Origin of the sequence: Chitinophaga filiformis, assembly GCF_023100805.1 — a bacterium.
Lineage (GTDB): Bacteria > Bacteroidota > Bacteroidia > Chitinophagales > Chitinophagaceae > Chitinophaga > Chitinophaga filiformis_B.
Map to the genome: position 1 here is coordinate 4,101,758 of NZ_CP095855.1, position 15,874 is coordinate 4,117,631.

16 protein-coding genes are annotated in these 15,874 nt (G+C 46.0%); 7 read left to right on the top strand and 9 right to left on the bottom strand.

Translation table 11 applies throughout. The annotated features are described in order from the left end of the window. Positions 1–100: 100 nt before the first annotated feature. Positions 101–475, bottom strand: coding sequence for a hypothetical protein (locus tag MYF79_RS16405; protein WP_247815046.1), 375 nt, complete (start codon positions 473–475; stop codon positions 101–103). A gap of 314 nt (positions 476–789) precedes the next feature. On the opposite strand from MYF79_RS16405, the gene MYF79_RS16410 reads away from it, so the two are divergent. Then, positions 790–1,113 (top strand): cupin domain-containing protein, encoded by a 324-nt coding sequence (locus MYF79_RS16410; protein WP_247815047.1) that lies wholly within the window; start codon positions 790–792, stop codon positions 1,111–1,113. A 4-nt stretch (positions 1,114–1,117) separates the two neighbouring features. Here the strand turns inward: MYF79_RS16410 and MYF79_RS16415 are convergent, their stop codons facing one another. Continuing rightward, the gene (locus MYF79_RS16415; RefSeq protein WP_247815048.1) at positions 1,118–1,672 is read right to left on the bottom strand and encodes a GNAT family N-acetyltransferase; all 555 of its coding nucleotides are present in this window, start codon (positions 1,670–1,672) and stop codon (positions 1,118–1,120) included. Between the two features lie 40 nt (positions 1,673–1,712). Beyond that, a complete protein-coding gene (locus MYF79_RS16420) occupies positions 1,713–2,777 on the bottom strand; it encodes an alpha/beta hydrolase (RefSeq protein WP_247815049.1) in 1,065 nt (354 codons plus the stop codon). 148 nt (positions 2,778–2,925) lie between these two features. Here MYF79_RS16420 and MYF79_RS16425 point away from each other — a divergent pair, with 148 nt between their 5' ends. Further along, on the top strand, positions 2,926–3,219 hold the full coding sequence (locus MYF79_RS16425; RefSeq protein ID WP_247815050.1) for a helix-hairpin-helix domain-containing protein: 294 nt from the start codon (positions 2,926–2,928) through the stop codon (positions 3,217–3,219). Between the two features lie 23 nt (positions 3,220–3,242). On the opposite strand, the gene MYF79_RS16430 is transcribed toward MYF79_RS16425, so the two are convergent. Further along, the gene (locus MYF79_RS16430) at positions 3,243–5,309 is read right to left on the bottom strand and encodes a hypothetical protein (RefSeq protein WP_247815051.1); all 2,067 of its coding nucleotides are present in this window, start codon (positions 5,307–5,309) and stop codon (positions 3,243–3,245) included. Positions 5,310–5,508: 199 nt separating this feature from the next. Here MYF79_RS16430 and MYF79_RS16435 point away from each other — a divergent pair, with 199 nt between their 5' ends. Then, the gene (locus tag MYF79_RS16435; protein WP_247815052.1) at positions 5,509–6,405 is read left to right on the top strand and encodes an NAD(P)-dependent oxidoreductase; all 897 of its coding nucleotides are present in this window, start codon (positions 5,509–5,511) and stop codon (positions 6,403–6,405) included. A gap of 31 nt (positions 6,406–6,436) precedes the next feature. Here the strand turns inward: MYF79_RS16435 and MYF79_RS16440 are convergent, their stop codons facing one another. The 3 genes from MYF79_RS16440 to MYF79_RS16450 form a co-directional block, all read right to left on the bottom strand. Then, positions 6,437–6,817 carry a winged helix-turn-helix transcriptional regulator gene (locus MYF79_RS16440; RefSeq protein WP_247815053.1) on the bottom strand — a complete coding sequence of 127 codons (381 nt, stop codon included), beginning with the start codon at positions 6,815–6,817 and terminating at the stop codon, positions 6,437–6,439. Between the two features lie 233 nt (positions 6,818–7,050). Then, a complete protein-coding gene (locus tag MYF79_RS16445) occupies positions 7,051–7,617 on the bottom strand; it encodes a thioredoxin family protein (RefSeq protein WP_247815054.1) in 567 nt (188 codons plus the stop codon). A gap of 319 nt (positions 7,618–7,936) precedes the next feature. Next, on the bottom strand, positions 7,937–9,133 hold the full coding sequence (locus MYF79_RS16450; RefSeq protein ID WP_247815055.1) for a serine hydrolase domain-containing protein: 1,197 nt from the start codon (positions 9,131–9,133) through the stop codon (positions 7,937–7,939). A gap of 670 nt (positions 9,134–9,803) precedes the next feature. On the opposite strand from MYF79_RS16450, the gene MYF79_RS16455 reads away from it, so the two are divergent. From MYF79_RS16455 to MYF79_RS16470, 4 genes are read left to right on the top strand one after another with little or no spacing between them, the layout of a single operon-like run. Beyond that, positions 9,804–10,127, top strand: coding sequence for an ArsR/SmtB family transcription factor (locus MYF79_RS16455; protein ID WP_247815056.1), 324 nt, complete (start codon positions 9,804–9,806; stop codon positions 10,125–10,127). Between the two features lie 6 nt (positions 10,128–10,133). Then, the gene (locus MYF79_RS16460) at positions 10,134–10,601 is read left to right on the top strand and encodes an SRPBCC domain-containing protein (RefSeq protein WP_247815057.1); all 468 of its coding nucleotides are present in this window, start codon (positions 10,134–10,136) and stop codon (positions 10,599–10,601) included. A gap of 5 nt (positions 10,602–10,606) precedes the next feature. Continuing rightward, positions 10,607–11,008 (top strand): DoxX family protein, encoded by a 402-nt coding sequence (locus MYF79_RS16465; RefSeq protein WP_247815058.1) that lies wholly within the window; start codon positions 10,607–10,609, stop codon positions 11,006–11,008. A 51-nt stretch (positions 11,009–11,059) separates the two neighbouring features. After that, complete coding sequence (locus MYF79_RS16470) at positions 11,060–11,635, top strand: DUF4256 domain-containing protein (protein WP_247815059.1); 576 nt, start codon at positions 11,060–11,062, stop codon at positions 11,633–11,635. A gap of 69 nt (positions 11,636–11,704) precedes the next feature. Here MYF79_RS16470 and katG read toward each other — a convergent pair whose 3' ends face one another. Beyond that, positions 11,705–13,978 carry a catalase/peroxidase HPI gene (katG, locus tag MYF79_RS16475; RefSeq protein WP_317233117.1) on the bottom strand — a complete coding sequence of 758 codons (2,274 nt, stop codon included), beginning with the start codon at positions 13,976–13,978 and terminating at the stop codon, positions 11,705–11,707. Positions 13,979–14,269: 291 nt separating this feature from the next. After that, positions 14,270–15,586, bottom strand: a complete 1,317-nt coding sequence (locus tag MYF79_RS16480) for a sulfatase-like hydrolase/transferase (protein WP_247815060.1) — start codon at positions 15,584–15,586, stop codon at positions 14,270–14,272. Between the last annotated feature and the right edge of the window lie 288 nt (positions 15,587–15,874).

Consider the following 15,874-nt stretch of genomic DNA (forward strand, 5'->3'; position numbering starts at 1 on the left):
CAGTAGTGGCAGGAAACAAGGCCGCCGGGAGCCAACTACTTCGAAGAGTAGGCAAGGGAACAAGCCGGCGACGGCCAGGCTTGTTCCCTTGATTGATTTGTTAACCGCGTACAATAGAAGACTCTTTAACAACCTGCCATTTTCCGGATAGATATTCCCAGATTACAGTTAAGAACTTTCGACTTGGTTTTCCATTAAGCTCTAATTCGCGGGTGATGACCACCATTCCCATATTTCCATCGCATACCGCGTAATGATATTCGGTCTTGGTGGAAAGCGGTGCAATATTCGCATGCTTGTTTCCCTCGACAAACCCCACGAGCTGTTCTTTGTTCATGGTTTCCACTGCGCCTTCCTTATCCACATTAACGATCAGGAATTTATCTGCATAAACTTCCTTAACGTATGGCACATCAAAATGCGTCGCATGATAAATGAGATCTTTGGTTAGTTCAATTAATTCCTGGCTGTCCATTTTTTAACTTTTTAATGATTATTATGCTTTTGTATTTCGCAAGAGATACACCGGCAATAGCCGGGACCTGTTGCTGCTTTGATGTCAACGAATGCACGAAGAATTGCAACACCTGTGCCGGTGAGTAAATAATTATTAATCAGTTGTTTATAGCACTGCTGAGGAGGAATGTCCACTGAATGTCGCCAAGGCTTCGGTTAGATCGCGAAATAAAGTGAAGCGATTGTCTGGCAGTTGACACTAATGGCTTAAATTAAATTAATGGTTAATCCGGTACATTTATATAACTTTTCGCTGCAAAACGAACCGTTAACATGATAAATTTAGACGATATCACCGCCCGGCAGATTATACCTGGTTTTTCAGCAAAATTTGTTCACACGCCTTCTATGACGCTAAGTTACTGGGATGTAAAAAAAGGAGCAGTGCTTCCAAATCACAAGCATGTGCACGAGCAGGTAACACAGGTAGAAGAAGGGGAATTTGAATTAACGATCGAGGGTCAAACAAAGGTCTATACTAAAGGAATGGTAGCGCTTATACCTTCATGGGCAGAGCATAGTGGTGTAGCGCTTACAGATTGTAAGATATTTGATATTTTCACTCCTGTGAGGGAGGATTATAAAGCGATACAGTGAGGTGTTATACCAGCCTTTCCAGCATATAGACATACTCCAGGCCATCTGATTCATCAAGCACTTCATCTACTTTTATAAAGCCAAGAGACTGGATAAGTGTAAGAGATGGGAGGTTCTCCGGCGAAACCGAAGCAATGAAACGGCGCGTGGAGAAGCAGTCCGCGGCCCAGTTAATGATGTCAAAGATCGCCTCACGCGCATATCCTTTTCTTCTGTGGTTTGAAAAGATCTGGTATCCAAGTTCTACCGCTCCTTTCATATACTGTTTGTCTGCATAAGGAGATGGGCTGTTGTGAAAGCGTATCAAACCAATCATTTTCATTTCACTTTTCAGAATGATCGCTCTGGATGCCCATGGTTCATAAGCGGGATTCTCCTGCAGGCGGAGGCTGTCGTTTTGAAGACTGCAAAGGTCGTCAAAGAATTCCTCCGGAATAGCAGCGTCTAAAAGATCCTGAGCGACTGCAAGGCGGTTGTTAAGACAGGCATTAGTCACCTCGTTCCCGAATAGCCGGAGTATCAGGCGTGAAGTAACGATATCATTTAAAGGCTCAGGCATAATCTTGGTTTTACTGTATGCAAGAAGTTACAGGCGGCTGCTATTTAAATGCTAAATTCTCCGAAAAGAATCCCAGCATTTTCTTGCTGATCCTTTCAGCAACACGGTTAATATGGTCGCCCTCATAGATTTCAAAGGAATGTTTGATGCCATATTTGTTTAATTCGCTATCCAGTGTCCTGATGCTCTCTGCAATGTTTGTATCTTTTGTCCCTGCATCAAAGCCAATAGCGGTTAGTTTTTTAATATTGAAGATATATTGGTCAAGGTTATTCAATGGTCTGTTGGCATCCCATTTTTGCAAAACCATTGGCTGCAGTTTCCCGTCCTTTACGGGCAGGTCAATATAGAAAGGAGGATTGGCCGGATTGGGAGACCAGGCCGCTGCTGAAGCAAAGAGCGCCTTTGTAAAGAAATCAGCTTTTTGCATTTCTTCCGTCGTTTTAATGCTGTCTGCACGCAAAAAAGGTGCTGGTACAGATTCAGCGGAAAGAGGAGAGGAATTCAGGCAGCAGGGGCTTAACAAATATATTGTAGAAAATACATCCGGATTCTTTTCTCCGATCCGCAATGCCCCGTACCCCCCCATAGAATGACCACACAAACCACGGCCTTCTTTTTTTGCAATGGTGCGATAGTGGCTGTCGATATAAGTTACCAGCTCTTTTGCCACAAAGTCTTCCCAGTTACCCGTTGTGATGGAATTGGAATACATACTTCCCTGGAAAATGGTATAGGCATCCGGTGTAACGACAATCATTTCGTGAGCTGCATCACTGGCAAAGACGGTGTCTAAAATAGGCGGCAACACCATCCAGTGCTTCGTAAATCCATAAAATTTTGCATCGTTGTCGGTATAGCCATGCAGGAAATAGACAACGGGATACCGTTTTGTTGAATTGGTGTGATAGCCTGGAGGTAAGTACACTGACACATAGCGATCGGCGCTGTCGCCGCTTAGGTTCCCTTCCAGCAATTTTCCGTGTACCTTTATTCGTTTAACTGTGCCTTTAGCTATTTGTTTTTGCTGGCTACATGCCTGTCCTGAGAACAACAGCAATGAAAAGATAAGAATAGTCGTGAAATGGAACCTGTATTTTTTCATGACAGTAATTTAAAAATCCCTGGTTTAAGATAAGTAAAAAGGTTGATAAGAAGAATTCCGGTACCTGATGCAACAGAGAACCGGTGACCGGATGTATGAATCTGCGCTTCAAATTGTATACTTTTGACCTAAATAATGCTCATGTTACATGACAAAGCAGGAAACGATAAAAGACCTTAGCCAGATTCCAGGTGTTGGTAAATCTTTGGCTACTGATCTTTGGAATATTGGTATTACAAGGGTATCTGACCTCAAAGGAAAAGATCCTGAATTGCTTTATGACCTTTCAAATCGTTTCGCGGGTACGGTACAGGACCGATGTGTGTTGTATGTTTTCAGATGTGCAGTATATTACGCTGATACACCGAAAGAACACCATGAGGCAGAAAAATTGAAATGGTGGAATTGGAAAGACAAAATGCCGGACAGGGCCCGTCGGTAAGGTCGCAGCCAGATCGAAGCACGTCATCGCAACCAGAAGGTCTGACTGAATGCGCCATTCGCTGCTACATCCCATGCCTCCACACGTACCCATTTTCTACCGCTTAGCTTAGTGGAAAAACGGAAGCTTTTTTCTCCGAATGCTTCTGTGTTGGTCAGTGACATGCTTTCGCGGTATACTTTTTTACCATCTCCGGAAATGATCTCAACGAAATTCATGGGGAAGGTCCATTGGAGTTTCAGGTCGATAGTAGCAATACCTGTGGCGGGAAGCTGTAAACTATCTCCGGAAATATGACCGTTGATCTTCAGAAGTGGTATTAAAACCTCGCCGGTGCTGGCGAAGAACCGTCCGCGTTGCATAGCATCCAGAACAGGAAGCCAACTGCCCTTGTAAGATGGTAGTTTATCCAGCATGAGATAGTTAACGTTCATGTGTGCATACATCTCGTTATGCTGTGTGATGCTAAACAGGTCTGCTTCAGATATGACAGTCTTTTTCGTTCCCCAGTTGTTCATGTCATCCATGAGATCAAGCACTCTCTTACCGAGCCGGGGTTGGGAAAGATCTGCGGGCATCGCCTTCCATGCGGCTCCCATAAAGCGATCGGATAAAAAGAAGGGCTCATGCCTGTAGCTATCAGGCGTGTTAACCGATCCTTTCGTCCTGGGGTGTGCCGTCCATGCAAGTCCCCGTTCATCTTCGAGCAATTTCAGCATCTCCTCTTTATTGCCTATATGATAGACTTTCCCATAACCGGATCTTTCCTCCACGTAGGACTGACCAGGTTTACGGGACATTACCCAGTACACCGGCCGCGGAAAAAGATCCAGCCAGTGGCCACCAAAAAATTCATTTGGTTCCTCGCCAGGCAATAATAGAAATTTGTCGTCCGACTGTTTTTCGCATAATTCAAAAAGCGCTTTTAACTGCGGCAGACGTTTTTCATCCGGCCCACGGGGATCAGCAGTGTAATGGAATTCCGCCAGGTGTACAATGTTTACGCCAAGGTCTTTAAATACTTTCACAAACCCGGGATGCTCCGGCACTGGCTTTCCGGCCATCATCACGTTCATTACAAACTCGTTATGAAAGTGACTGGACATTGTTCTGAATCCAGGTAATTCAGCATAGCGGTCATTATGCGTAAATGCTTTCATCGCCGTAAATGCAGCCTTTTCATTGTTGCTGAGCAGGCAGAAGAAATTGAGGCGCTGTTGGGTACCGGGAGGAGCATTGAACCAGGGCACAAAGCGTTTATCCCCTTCCAGTTCCTGGCGGATGCCCAGGCCATAGCCATTAATCATCTGCCGGTATTGATTGCCGTACCAGGTGAAATTAAGATTGAATGCTTCATCCAGGGGATAGAAATACTGATGTGGCGGGGGAAAGACCACTATAGTGCCTTGTTTTCCCGATGCTGCGATCGCTCTGTATTTTACTGCCAGGCGATGTGCCGTATCGCCGGAGGCTACCTGTGCCTGTTGAAGGCTGTCTCCCGTATTCATCCACGAAATATGCTGCCAGTCTGCCTTCATACTTACCAGACCGGCATCGAAGAGAATAGCTTTGGCTGGCGCTGCAGTAGTGATTACTGCAGCAATGTTGAGCAGCGGGCTTCCATTGTAGAACGTCACTTCCAGCATACCAGAAAAGGTCTCTGCCGTAATAGGGCCTATGCTGGCAATTGTACGGCTGCCTTCGCTTCTTACTGACACTGATGTTTTTTTAAGTATCAGTGGATAGCTTTGATGTGGTTTAGTTGGTACCTTATCAAAAAAAATATTCCATCCATTCTGCGATACCAGATCCCTTTTCCCGACAGTTAACAGAAATGCGGGATCTATATCCGCTGTAATTTGTTGCTGGCCTAATGTGATCGTTTTGAAAAGTGGCCGGGAAGGAGAGAGGTCGAATACTACCCTGCCTTTAAGCGAACTACCAGCCGGCCAGCTGATCTCCAGCGATTGGTCCTGTTGTGTGACCACCGCGCCGTTTACCTGCTTATAGCCTGTCAGGTCTGCTTTTACCTGTGCAAAGCCAAAAACGGTCATGCATAAAGGAATAAAGGTTAATATGAGGATTTTCATGCAGTGGAATTTATGTTCTCAATATAAGGCATCGATGACTTATGTGCAAGCATAAGAAGCGGTTTACGCTTGTGGGTGTAAGATGATGTATTGTTTTATAAGCGCCCAGGGATAAATTTTTCAGCCACGGGAATCTTTTTTCCCGTATTGCCGGCGGTGACTGGCAACAGTAATTTGCGGGCATATTAAAACCATTCAAATGACAGGAATAACAAATAGTAAGGACAAGAAGATAACTGTGGTCGGACTGGGGTCCATGGGGGCTGCCATTGCCCGTGCATTGATCACGAAGGGATACGAAGTGACTGTGTGGAACCGCGATACAGCAAAAGCGGCCGCGCTGACGACGGAAGGCGCCATAGTGGCGACGGATATTGTGGCCGCTATAACAGCCAGCCCCCTGATCGTAATTTGCGTATCGGATTACAAAGCCACCAAAAAGATATTTGACACAGCGGGTGCAGTCACAGCATTGAGCGGCCGTACACTAGTGCAATTGAGCACGGGCACCCCGAAAGAGGCACGTGAACTGCATGCATGGGCGCAACAACAGGGTGCACTGGCCCTGAACGGCGATATACTGGCCTGGCCAAGACAGATAGGCGGGAGTGAGGCGACTATTATGATATCCGGTCCCTCAGCGGCTTTTCAGCTACATGAAACTGCTTTACGATCGCTGGCAGGTACATTTAGTTACCTGGGGGAAGAACCTGGAGCTTCGGCAGTATTCTTTTCAGCGGTAATGGCCTACCTGGCCGGCAACTGGATAGGCTTTTGCCATGGAGCATTGATATGTGAGCATGAAGGTGTGCCTGTAGATACATTCGGTACATTGATAGCCAATATCTCGCCTATATTAGCCGCAGAATCGCGCCACATGGGAGAAGTGATACAGCATAACCGTTTTGCCGATCCCGAGAGTACGGTAAAAACAACCACTGAGGACCTTCATTTGCTGGTACAGCATTCAGAAGAAGCCGGCATCAGTACAGAACTGCCAAGGTTTGCTGCCAATATCTTTCAGCGTACAGTAGATGCGGGCTATGGGGGAGAGGAACACGCTGCTATCATTAAGGTACTGAGAAAGCATGGATGATAAAACCGGGCCGGGCCTTCCGCATATTGACCTATTGCGGAAGGAACCGGCAGGTACCGGGCTGATAAGTGTCAATATTGCGCTGAATATATTCTTTATTCAAATTGCCCCAGGTTTCCAGGGTTGCAAGCACGGGTAACAGGCTCTCACCAATATCTGTAAATTTGTATTCCACCCTGGCAGGACTTTCAGCATACACTTCCTTGTAAAGAATGCCATATTCCTCCAGCTCTTTCAGATGCATGTTAATGATCCTCGGTGCTACTTCCTGCATTTCACGATGAATGGCGCTAGGTCGCGCAACACCACGCCTGATGCAGTCCATTATCCATGCCTTCCATTTCCCGCCAATCACTTTAAGCGCTACTGCCAAACCGCAATCAAGTAATTCTGGTATTTTCCTTTCGTACATGAGAAAAATTTCGTCAAAGGTAAAACATGTGACCGAAGCAGCAGACAGGGAAAATTTTTTCCCCGGGGCGTGTAATTTTCAGTTGGAGAGCTATCGCCGTGCCACAATGTTGTCAGTATTATCTGAAGAAATGCCAAATTTTTTTAGGATGAAGGGCATCATTGGTATATCTCGCGAATGAGAGTGGAATGCAACTGACGCTTGTAGGCAGGGAGCGGACAGCCTTCTATTGGTCAGGATATATCATTTAAGGCTTCCAGCAATTCATGCTGAAGACTTCTGCCTTTATCATCATTATACCATTTCTGCAGCCGCAGTTTAATTTCCTCCATGTCCCGTTCGTCTCCTTTCATCTGTTCAAACAGTTCCTGATTTTCCTGGGGCCTTGGTCCCCATACCGTCAGATCCTTGTCTTCACTGTTACGTATGATCAGCTTTGGAATAGATTTGGATTTGTTGGCGCCGGTCAGATAATTGTTGATAAGGTAAGGCTCAGCATCACGCAATTGTATATCCAGCGTAATGAGAGGGTTCATCTGGCTGAGTTTATGAATAAAGGGTAAAATGTGAGCAGCATCTCCACACCAGGGCTCTGTGATCAATATCCAGTTTTGCGGATGCTTTATCTGCATGACCGTATTTATAAGATCTGCATTCAGCTCTCCGGTTTTCAGCCAGCGCTGCTGACGGGTCCAGTTCAGTTTAGCATAGTTCATATACGCCGGGTTATCGTACGGCGCAACAGTGATATCTCCGTTTAAAATAGATTGAAAATACTGTTCGTAGTTTGCAAAGTCCATTTTTAGCTGTTTTGAATTGTTATTGGTGCAAACGAAGATCGCTTAAACTAAAGAATCAAAAGGGTAAATTCAGGGGAATTATCAGTATATTTTAAAGTCATTCTCCGATAGCAATCCATGAAACATGACAGTTTGAATGTTCTCCTCAAATCTATAACATATTTTCCTGGCAGCCTTGGATATTTTAAGGCAAATTCCAGTCGATCAGCAAGACCAGCGGGGTTAATTTGAAAGATTGGCGATATTGTCAGGGAGATAGGCTGGTCTTGCTTTTGAAAGTCTTATTGCATGATAGTGTATGTTAGGTGGTCAATTAATGTTATTGCGCATCCAAAGCCGCTGCCTCATATATTGCTCCGACAATCCGGGCTATTCCATCGGAGGGCGAATTTTGGAAAGTGATCACGCCTGTTTTATTCGCCGGATTAAAGAACAGAAAAGTTTGAATACCCGGATCAAGGCCGGAATGTCCCCATAATTTTACCTTGCCATGTTTGGTTTCGAAGTCAGAAGTACGCCAGGTCAGGCCCTGGGCATTATTCCCTTCCAACTGCAGGGTGAACATTTTATCAATTGTTTCTTTCTTCAGGATCCGTTTACCGTTTAATTCTCCGCCATTGAGGAGGGCGGTAAGATAATGGGATAAATCCCGTACACTGGTCCGGACAAGACCGTCAGAATAATTGGGAAAACTATACAAACATACGGGAATGTAGGTCCCCTCTTTAAACTCAGATTCGTTGGGAAACAGCCTGGCATAGGCGAGATATTCCTTTCTGTTCTCCGCTGTGATGAAGGCATAGGGCCTGATATAGTTGCCCGTATCCACCTCCCTTAGCATCCACCCGGTTTTATTCATCTCCAGGGGCTGAAAGATATTCTTCTTACAATATACATTAAAGGGTTGCTTCGCTACTTTCTCAACAATCAATCCAAGTAACCCGAATGCGACATTGGAGTATTGACGTTTATCGCCCGGCGCCCAGGTGCCAAAGCTATCCCCATTATTGTACGAGGTTCCATCAGAGAGCAGGGCACTATGGATCCAGTCGTCCAGTGACAAGGCAGGGTCTCCGCAGTTATAACTCTCCCCATAGGCCTTGCCGTCAATGATAGACGAGGTATGTGTCATTATCTGGAATACGGTGATTGGTTTGTCAGGGTATTTCGGATTCCTGATACTGAAGCCGAGGTAACTGCTGACGTCAGCATTCAGGTCAATCAGACCTTTCTCCCAAAGCTGCATGGCTGCGATAGTAGTAAATGTCTTTGACACGGAGCCGATGTTCATTATACCGTCGATGCTCATCGCTTTGTTATTGGCGATATCAGCTTGTCCGTAGGCGTTGGACCAGATCATTTTCCCTTCTTTCACTACACAGGTAGCAAAGCCAGGAACATGCATAGCTGCCATGAATTTTTTTATGGACGCATTGACTGAATCATAACCTGACTGCGCTTTTACCTGTGTGGCACAACAGGCTACGATCAGGAAACAGGTGAAAAGTTTTCTCATATACAATAATGTTGCTACCGGGGCCCAAACGCTGTGCCATGTATACAAGTGTCTTAATATCAAAGATTTATTTTGTTGTCTGGCACGGTAAATGTTCGGTTGTGAACAGTTATTGTATGTATCGGGACAGTTGCGAATGCAGTGAATAGATTGTTACATTGTATTTTCTCCTTTAGCATGATGCTGACCTCCATGGTATCACCCTCCTGGTTTCTTCTATTAAACGCAGGATTTGCTCCTGTTACCCGCCAGCGTATAAGTACCCGGGGGCTGGTTATATATAGCAAAGTTCCTTTGTTACCTTTGGATGCACCTTCGTTCCGATAGGCTTTCGATAGGCTTTGAGATAGCTTTAGCTTGCGTTCATCTTACGTTAAGTAACGTAAAATCAACGTAAGATAAAGCCTATCGAAAGCCTATCGGAAGCCTATCGGAAGCTTGTCGCAAGCGCTCGTCTTATCTTTGGCCACGCTGCAACAATAACCGCCAGCAAGGCAATGCGAACGATCCCTGGCCTGCTGTCATATCTACCGGTTAACGAGCCGCCCTGACGAACTGATGCAGTTATCATCCTCAAAATCAATCGTATTTACTTTTTTTAGAAAAATTCCCTTTAAAAATTTGTGTAGTTAAATAGCTACATATATATTTGTAGTCAAATAGCTACATAATGAATCTGAGAAGAGATGTATTCCAGGCGATAGCTGACCCGACAAGGAGGGCCATATTGCTGTTACTTGTTTCCCAGTCAATGACTGCAGGCGCAATAGCAGCAAACTTTGATACCGCAAGACCGACAGTTTCAAAACACCTGCAGATACTTACCGAGTGTGAATTACTTGAGCAAGAGCAGAATGGCAGGGAAATTTACTATCACATTAACGCAAAAAAAATGAAAGAAGTAGCAGACTTTATCGAACCATTCCGCCAGATGTGGGATGACAGGTTTAACAAGCTGGAAGCTATAATGAAAAAATACAAATCCGATAAATGAAATAATATGGAGAGAAAAACAAAAGTTAACGCCGAAGAAGGAAAGCACGACCTGATGGTAACCAGGGAGTTTGATCTGCCATTGGAATTGCTTTTCAAAGCACATGCAGAGCCAGAGATCATCGAACAATGGATGGGAACGAATGTGGTGAAATTTGAAGGTAGAAAGCATGGCAGCTGGCAGTATCAAACAAAAGACCCTCAGGGCAACGTAGTATTTCAGGCCAATGGAACGTTCCACGAGTTTAGCCCCAACCAGAGAATTACAAGGACATTTGAAATGGAGAATGCCTCCTTTGGTGTTCAGCTCGAGTTCCTGGAATTTATAAAGCTCACTGACGATACCAGCAAGCTCAATATGCATATTGTATACAGGTCAGTGGAGGACAGGAATAAAATGTTGCAACTGCCATTTTCCCAGGGCTTAAACATGGCGCATAACCGTTTAGAAAGTATTGTAAGCAAATTAAAATAAGACGCATGACAAAAAGAAATAAGATCATTTATTGGATTGCCACTGCCTGGCTTGCATTGGGTATGTTATCGACCGGCATCGTACAGCTATTCAAAGTGAAATCAGAAACAGATTTTCTGGCACATTTGGGTTATCCCGACTACTTCCCGACAATACTGGGGACCTGGAAGCTTTTGGGCGCTGTGGCTGTGCTGATTCCCCGGTTTCCTTTGATAAAGGAATGGGCTTATGCCGGCTTTTTCTTTGCCATGTCAGGAGCAATATTTTCGCATATCGCAGCAGGTAATCCTATAAACGAAATATTTCCTTCCCTGCTACTGCTTGCGTTGACGCTGATATCATGGTATTTCAGACCTGCGGAAAGGAGATTGGTTCCGCTTGGTAAAATAACGATAACGAGAATGTAAAAACAGTTACACATTAAGTTAAGCCCCAAAGTGGCAGTAATCATTACAACTATGGCAAATAAAACTATTTCAAAGAAAGGCTTGCCTGCAGCACAGCGGCAAGAGTTACTCGGCGTATTGAAGACCCGTTTTGAAAAGAACATGGGGCGCCATAAAGGACTTGAATGGGCGGACGTACAGGCAAGGCTAGAGGCTAACGCCGAAAAGCTGTGGTCACTCAATGAAATGGAAACAACCGGTGGTGAACCGGATGTTGTAGGCCACGATAAGAAGACGGGTGAATACATTTTTTATGATTGCTCCGCTGAAAGCCCTAAAGGTCGCAGAAGTCTTTGCTACGATGATGAAGCGCTGGAAGAGAGAAAAGAAGCAAAGCCCGATGGTAGTGCTGTTGGAATGGCGGAAAGCATGGGGATAGCACTTTTAACAGAAGAAGAATATCGTAAGCTGCAGGAATTGGGAAAGTTTGATCTGAAAACCTCCAGCTGGGTGCTGACGCCTGCCTACATCAGGAAGCTTGGTGGCGCTGTTTTTTGCGATCGTCGTTACGACACGGTTTTCCTGTATCATAATGGCGCCATCTCTTACTATGCTGCCAGGGGATTTCGTGGTTCTTTGAGGGTTTAAAAGAGCGGTTTAAAAAAATAAAGCCGCCATTAAAAGGCGGCTTCATTTTTTATTCGCTGGGTCTTAGCATTATACAAGATCAAACCTGTCCAGGTTCATCACCTTGTTCCAGGCTGCCACAAAGTCTTTCACAAATTTAGCCTGCGCATCTGCACTGCCGTATACTTCTGCTATAGCTCTGAGTTCTGAGTTAGAGCCGAATACGAGATCTGCACGTGTGCCGGTCCATTTAATGTTGCCGGTAGCACGGTCGCTGCCCTCATACAATTCTCGGTCTGCCGACACAGCTTTCCATGCGGTGCTCATGTCGAGCAGGTTGATAAAGAAGTCGTTGGTGAGCTGGCCCGGACGCGATGTGAAAACGCCGTGTTTAGAACCATCAAAATTAGTATTCAGTACACGCATACCGCCTACCAGTACTGTTAACTCAGGCGCTGTAAGTGTAAGCAGATGTGCTTTATCTATCAGCAACTCTTCCGTAGATACGGGCAGTTTTGACTTGCGGTAGTTACGGAAGCCGTCAGCAATGGGTTCGAGATAGCCTACTGATTCAACGTCAGTTTGTTCCTGTGAAGCATCCATACGGCCAGGTGTAAAAGGTACAGTGACGGTGTGGCCTGCATCTTTCGCCGCCTTTTCGATACCGGCGGCGCCGGCCAGTACGATCAGATCGGCCAGGGAAACTTTCTTACCGGCTGTTTGTGCACCGTTGAATTCTTTTTGAATATTCTCGAGTACCCCCAAGACTTTTTGCAACTGTGTAGGATTATTTACTGCCCAGTATCTTTGAGGAGCCAGGCGAATGCGGGCGCCATTTGCACCACCGCGTTTGTCGGATCCGCGGAAAGTGGAAGCAGCAGCCCATGCTGTAGATACCAATTCCGATACACTTAATCCGGAGGCCAGTACTTTTGCCTTCAGGGTAGCAATATCGTTTTCATCTATCAATACGTGGTTTACTGCAGGGATAGGATCTTGCCAGATCAGCTCTTCCTGTGGTACATCAGGACCGAGGTAGCGGGCGCGGGGCCCCATATCGCGGTGGGTCAATTTAAACCATGCACGGGCAAATGCGTCTGCAAATGCATCCGGGTTTTCCAGGAAGTGCCTGGATATTTTTTCATAAACCGGATCGAACCTTAAAGAGAGGTCAGTGGTAAGCATGGTAGGTAAACGCTTTTTCGAGCCATCATGCGCATCAGGAATAATGCTCTCCGCATTTTTAGCCACCCACTGGTGAGCGCCCGCGGGGCTTTTAGTCAATTCCCATTCAAAGCCGAAGAGGTTCTCGAAGAAGTTATTGCTCCAACGGGTTGGCGTTTTCGTCCATGTTACTTCAAGTCCACTGGTAATGGTGTCTGCACCTTTACCGGAACCATAGCTGTTACGCCAGCCAAGGCCCTGCAATTCCAGGTCAGAAGCCTCCGGTTCTTTGCCCACATGGGTGGCAGGAGCTGCACCGTGGGTTTTACCGAAGCTGTGTCCACCAGCTATGAGGGCAACTGTTTCTTCATCGTTCATAGCCATGCGGCCAAAAGTATCGCGGATATCTTTAGCGGCTGCAATAGGGTCAGGATTACCGTCAGGACCTTCAGGATTCACATAGATCAGACCCATTTGTACAGCAGCAAGCGGTTTTTCCAGGTTGCGGGTATGGATATCACCATCAGCATCGTCGTCGGAAACCAGTACACCATGATTTTCCACTACGCCGGGCGAACCATGCGCATATCGTATGTCGCCGCCCAGCCAGGTGTTTTCAGCACCCCAGTATACATCTTCATTTGGCTCCCATACATCTGCACGTCCGCCGGCAAATCCAAAGGTCTTAAAGCCCATTGATTCCAGCGCCACGTTGCCGGTCAGGATCATCAGGTCTGCCCAGGATATTTTACGGCCATACTTCTGTTTGATAGGCCAGAGCAACCTCCGCGCTTTATCGAGACTTACGTTGTCGGGCCAGCTGTTAAGCGGAGCAAAACGTTGCTGACCTTCGCCTCCGCCGCCACGGCCGTCGAATACGCGATAGGTACCCGCACTATGCCAGGCCATACGGATGAATAAAGGACCATAATGCCCAAAGTCTGCAGGCCACCAATCCTGTGAATCTGTCATCAGTGCATGCAGGTCTTTCTTTACGGCTTCCAGGTCGAGGCTTTTAAAAGCTTCGGCATAGTTAAAATCTTCATCCATCGGGTTTGACAAAGGAGAGTGCTGACGCAGTATATTCAGCTTTAGCTGGTTGGGCCACCAGTCACGGTTCCTGGTGCCACCACCGCCAACATTCTGCTTCATACTGCCGTTATGAAACGGGCATTTACTGATATCCTTTTCGTTTTCCATTTTTGTGAGTTTATGAAGTTAAATGAACAGTTTCTTACACCTGGTATTGTGTATAGGACGGTAAAAGTATGATTTTGAAGATATAATTAAAATCAATTGATTTTATGATTTAATAGTTAAAATCTATTGCCTTTTATCTGTGCCCGGTTGTGGTACGTGTAAACATCATATTTATAAAAGGGCATTCGTCTTCAGGTAAGGAGAGATAAACGCGGACAGGGTACGGTATATTTCGGTATTTTCCCCCATATGTTTACATACGGGGGAAAGTAAACAAGTCTTTTGCTTTGTCTAATTTACGGGATATTGATCTAATAGCGTTGTGAGCTTTACTACTATTTCAGGATGTTCCGCGGAAAGGTTGACTCTTTCTGCAGGATCATAATTAAGATTAAATAATTCAATAAGGGGTCGTGCACCGGTTTTCGTTCTTCTCAGTTTCCAGGGGCCCTGGCGTACTACTTCCGGGATGTTATTGTGGACATAATAGATCTCCCGGTGGGTATCCGGCGCATTACGGGTAAGGACCCCGGCTACAGATTGCCCATCCAGCACGGTGTGGGCGGGCAATGGACAATGTACCCATTCTGCCAGTGTGGGCAGCACATCCAGGCAGGTCATGGCTGCCCCGGTCGATACACCTTTTAGTGTATGGTTCTTCCAGTAAACTATAAAAGGCACCCGTACACCGCCTTCATAGGTGGTGGCTTTGCTGCCCCTGAACACTCCTGCATAACCGGTGTGATAGGACGTTGTAACACTGTCGTCAGCCATACGGGAAGGATAGTCATTCCAGGGCCCGTTATCGCTGGAGAACATAAAGATGGTGTTCTCTGCCTGGCCCTGTTGTTCCAGTACTTTCCATATAGCGGCCAGCCCCGCATCCATGTCGGCAATTACAGCCCCGAGTTCTCCTCCGTTTTCCATACTGCTATTCTTCCTGTGTGCTGCGAAATATACCGGCAGGTGGGGCATATTGTGCGAGAGGTACAAAAAGAAGGGCTGATCCTTCTTTTGCTGCCTTATGAATTGTATGGCTTCCCTCGTGTATAACTGTACCAGGGAACTGTCGTCTGGCCGTATAACAGCAGGTGTGTTGTTTCTGTACAGTTTCATAGTCGTGTCACTCTTGACATATGGAGGGCGATAGTCATGGCTGTACAACAGCCCGAAATAGGAATCAAAGCCCTGGTTCACGGGCAGGTTGGCCTGATGGTCGCCCAGATGCCATTTGCCCACCATAGCAGTTTTGTAACCTGCAGCCCTGAGCATTTCTGCAATCGTTATTTCAGATGCCGGTAGTCCTAAGGGGGAACCAGGCGCCAATGGTAAAGGAATATTAGGCCTTGTGCAATACCTTCCTGTGAGCAGAGAGGCCCTTGAAGGAGAACAGGTCGGGCTGGTAACGACATAATTGGTCGCCCTTACACCCATCGCGGCCATCCGGTCTAAAAAAGGTGTTTTAATAACAGGGTTACCATAGCAGGACAAATCTGCATAGCCCAGGTCATCTGTCAGCACAAAAATGATATTCGGCCGGTGCTGGGAAAAGAGTTTATCGTTGTAAAGGAGGAGGACCAGGAAGAGCAGGAAACCTGTTAAACGCATGGGTATTCATTTAATGGTAAAAAGTCGCTTACTAAGATAATACCTCTGGCTAATTATTTCGGTCTTTTTTGTACGCTTCACCAGCACCTCTCCGGCTTACTGGAGACCGGCGCCAGGTTTCCTTGTGGCTAAGATATTTATCGGTGACAATTTGCAAAGAAACCTACATAGCGACCGAATATCAGCTCTGATATACAAGCATCATTATTCCAGCGGGAATACGGATGGATCATGTTAAATTGTATAGAAAGATTAATGAAGCGGCGAAAATATATAAGATCCGCGCGA

What these genes read in the sequence shown, in the direction of transcription:
- MYF79_RS16405 (WP_247815046.1), bottom strand. Translation starts at nt 475, where the DNA reads ATGGACAGCCAGGAATTAATTGAACTAACCAAAGATCTCATTTATCAT.
- MYF79_RS16410 (WP_247815047.1), top strand. Translation starts at nt 790, where the DNA reads ATGATAAATTTAGACGATATCACCGCCCGGCAGATTATACCTGGTTTT.
- MYF79_RS16415 (WP_247815048.1), bottom strand. Translation starts at nt 1,672, where the DNA reads ATGCCTGAGCCTTTAAATGATATCGTTACTTCACGCCTGATACTCCGG.
- MYF79_RS16420 (WP_247815049.1), bottom strand. Translation starts at nt 2,777, where the DNA reads ATGAAAAAATACAGGTTCCATTTCACGACTATTCTTATCTTTTCATTG.
- MYF79_RS16425 (WP_247815050.1), top strand. Translation starts at nt 2,926, where the DNA reads ATGACAAAGCAGGAAACGATAAAAGACCTTAGCCAGATTCCAGGTGTT.
- MYF79_RS16430 (WP_247815051.1), bottom strand. Translation starts at nt 5,309, where the DNA reads ATGAAAATCCTCATATTAACCTTTATTCCTTTATGCATGACCGTTTTT.
- MYF79_RS16435 (WP_247815052.1), top strand. Translation starts at nt 5,509, where the DNA reads ATGACAGGAATAACAAATAGTAAGGACAAGAAGATAACTGTGGTCGGA.
- MYF79_RS16440 (WP_247815053.1), bottom strand. Translation starts at nt 6,817, where the DNA reads ATGTACGAAAGGAAAATACCAGAATTACTTGATTGCGGTTTGGCAGTA.
- MYF79_RS16445 (WP_247815054.1), bottom strand. Translation starts at nt 7,617, where the DNA reads ATGGACTTTGCAAACTACGAACAGTATTTTCAATCTATTTTAAACGGA.
- MYF79_RS16450 (WP_247815055.1), bottom strand. Translation starts at nt 9,133, where the DNA reads ATGAGAAAACTTTTCACCTGTTTCCTGATCGTAGCCTGTTGTGCCACA.
- MYF79_RS16455 (WP_247815056.1), top strand. Translation starts at nt 9,804, where the DNA reads ATGAATCTGAGAAGAGATGTATTCCAGGCGATAGCTGACCCGACAAGG.
- MYF79_RS16460 (WP_247815057.1), top strand. Translation starts at nt 10,134, where the DNA reads ATGGAGAGAAAAACAAAAGTTAACGCCGAAGAAGGAAAGCACGACCTG.
- MYF79_RS16465 (WP_247815058.1), top strand. Translation starts at nt 10,607, where the DNA reads ATGACAAAAAGAAATAAGATCATTTATTGGATTGCCACTGCCTGGCTT.
- MYF79_RS16470 (WP_247815059.1), top strand. Translation starts at nt 11,060, where the DNA reads ATGGCAAATAAAACTATTTCAAAGAAAGGCTTGCCTGCAGCACAGCGG.
- katG (WP_317233117.1), bottom strand. Translation starts at nt 13,978, where the DNA reads ATGGAAAACGAAAAGGATATCAGTAAATGCCCGTTTCATAACGGCAGT.
- MYF79_RS16480 (WP_247815060.1), bottom strand. Translation starts at nt 15,586, where the DNA reads ATGCGTTTAACAGGTTTCCTGCTCTTCCTGGTCCTCCTCCTTTACAAC.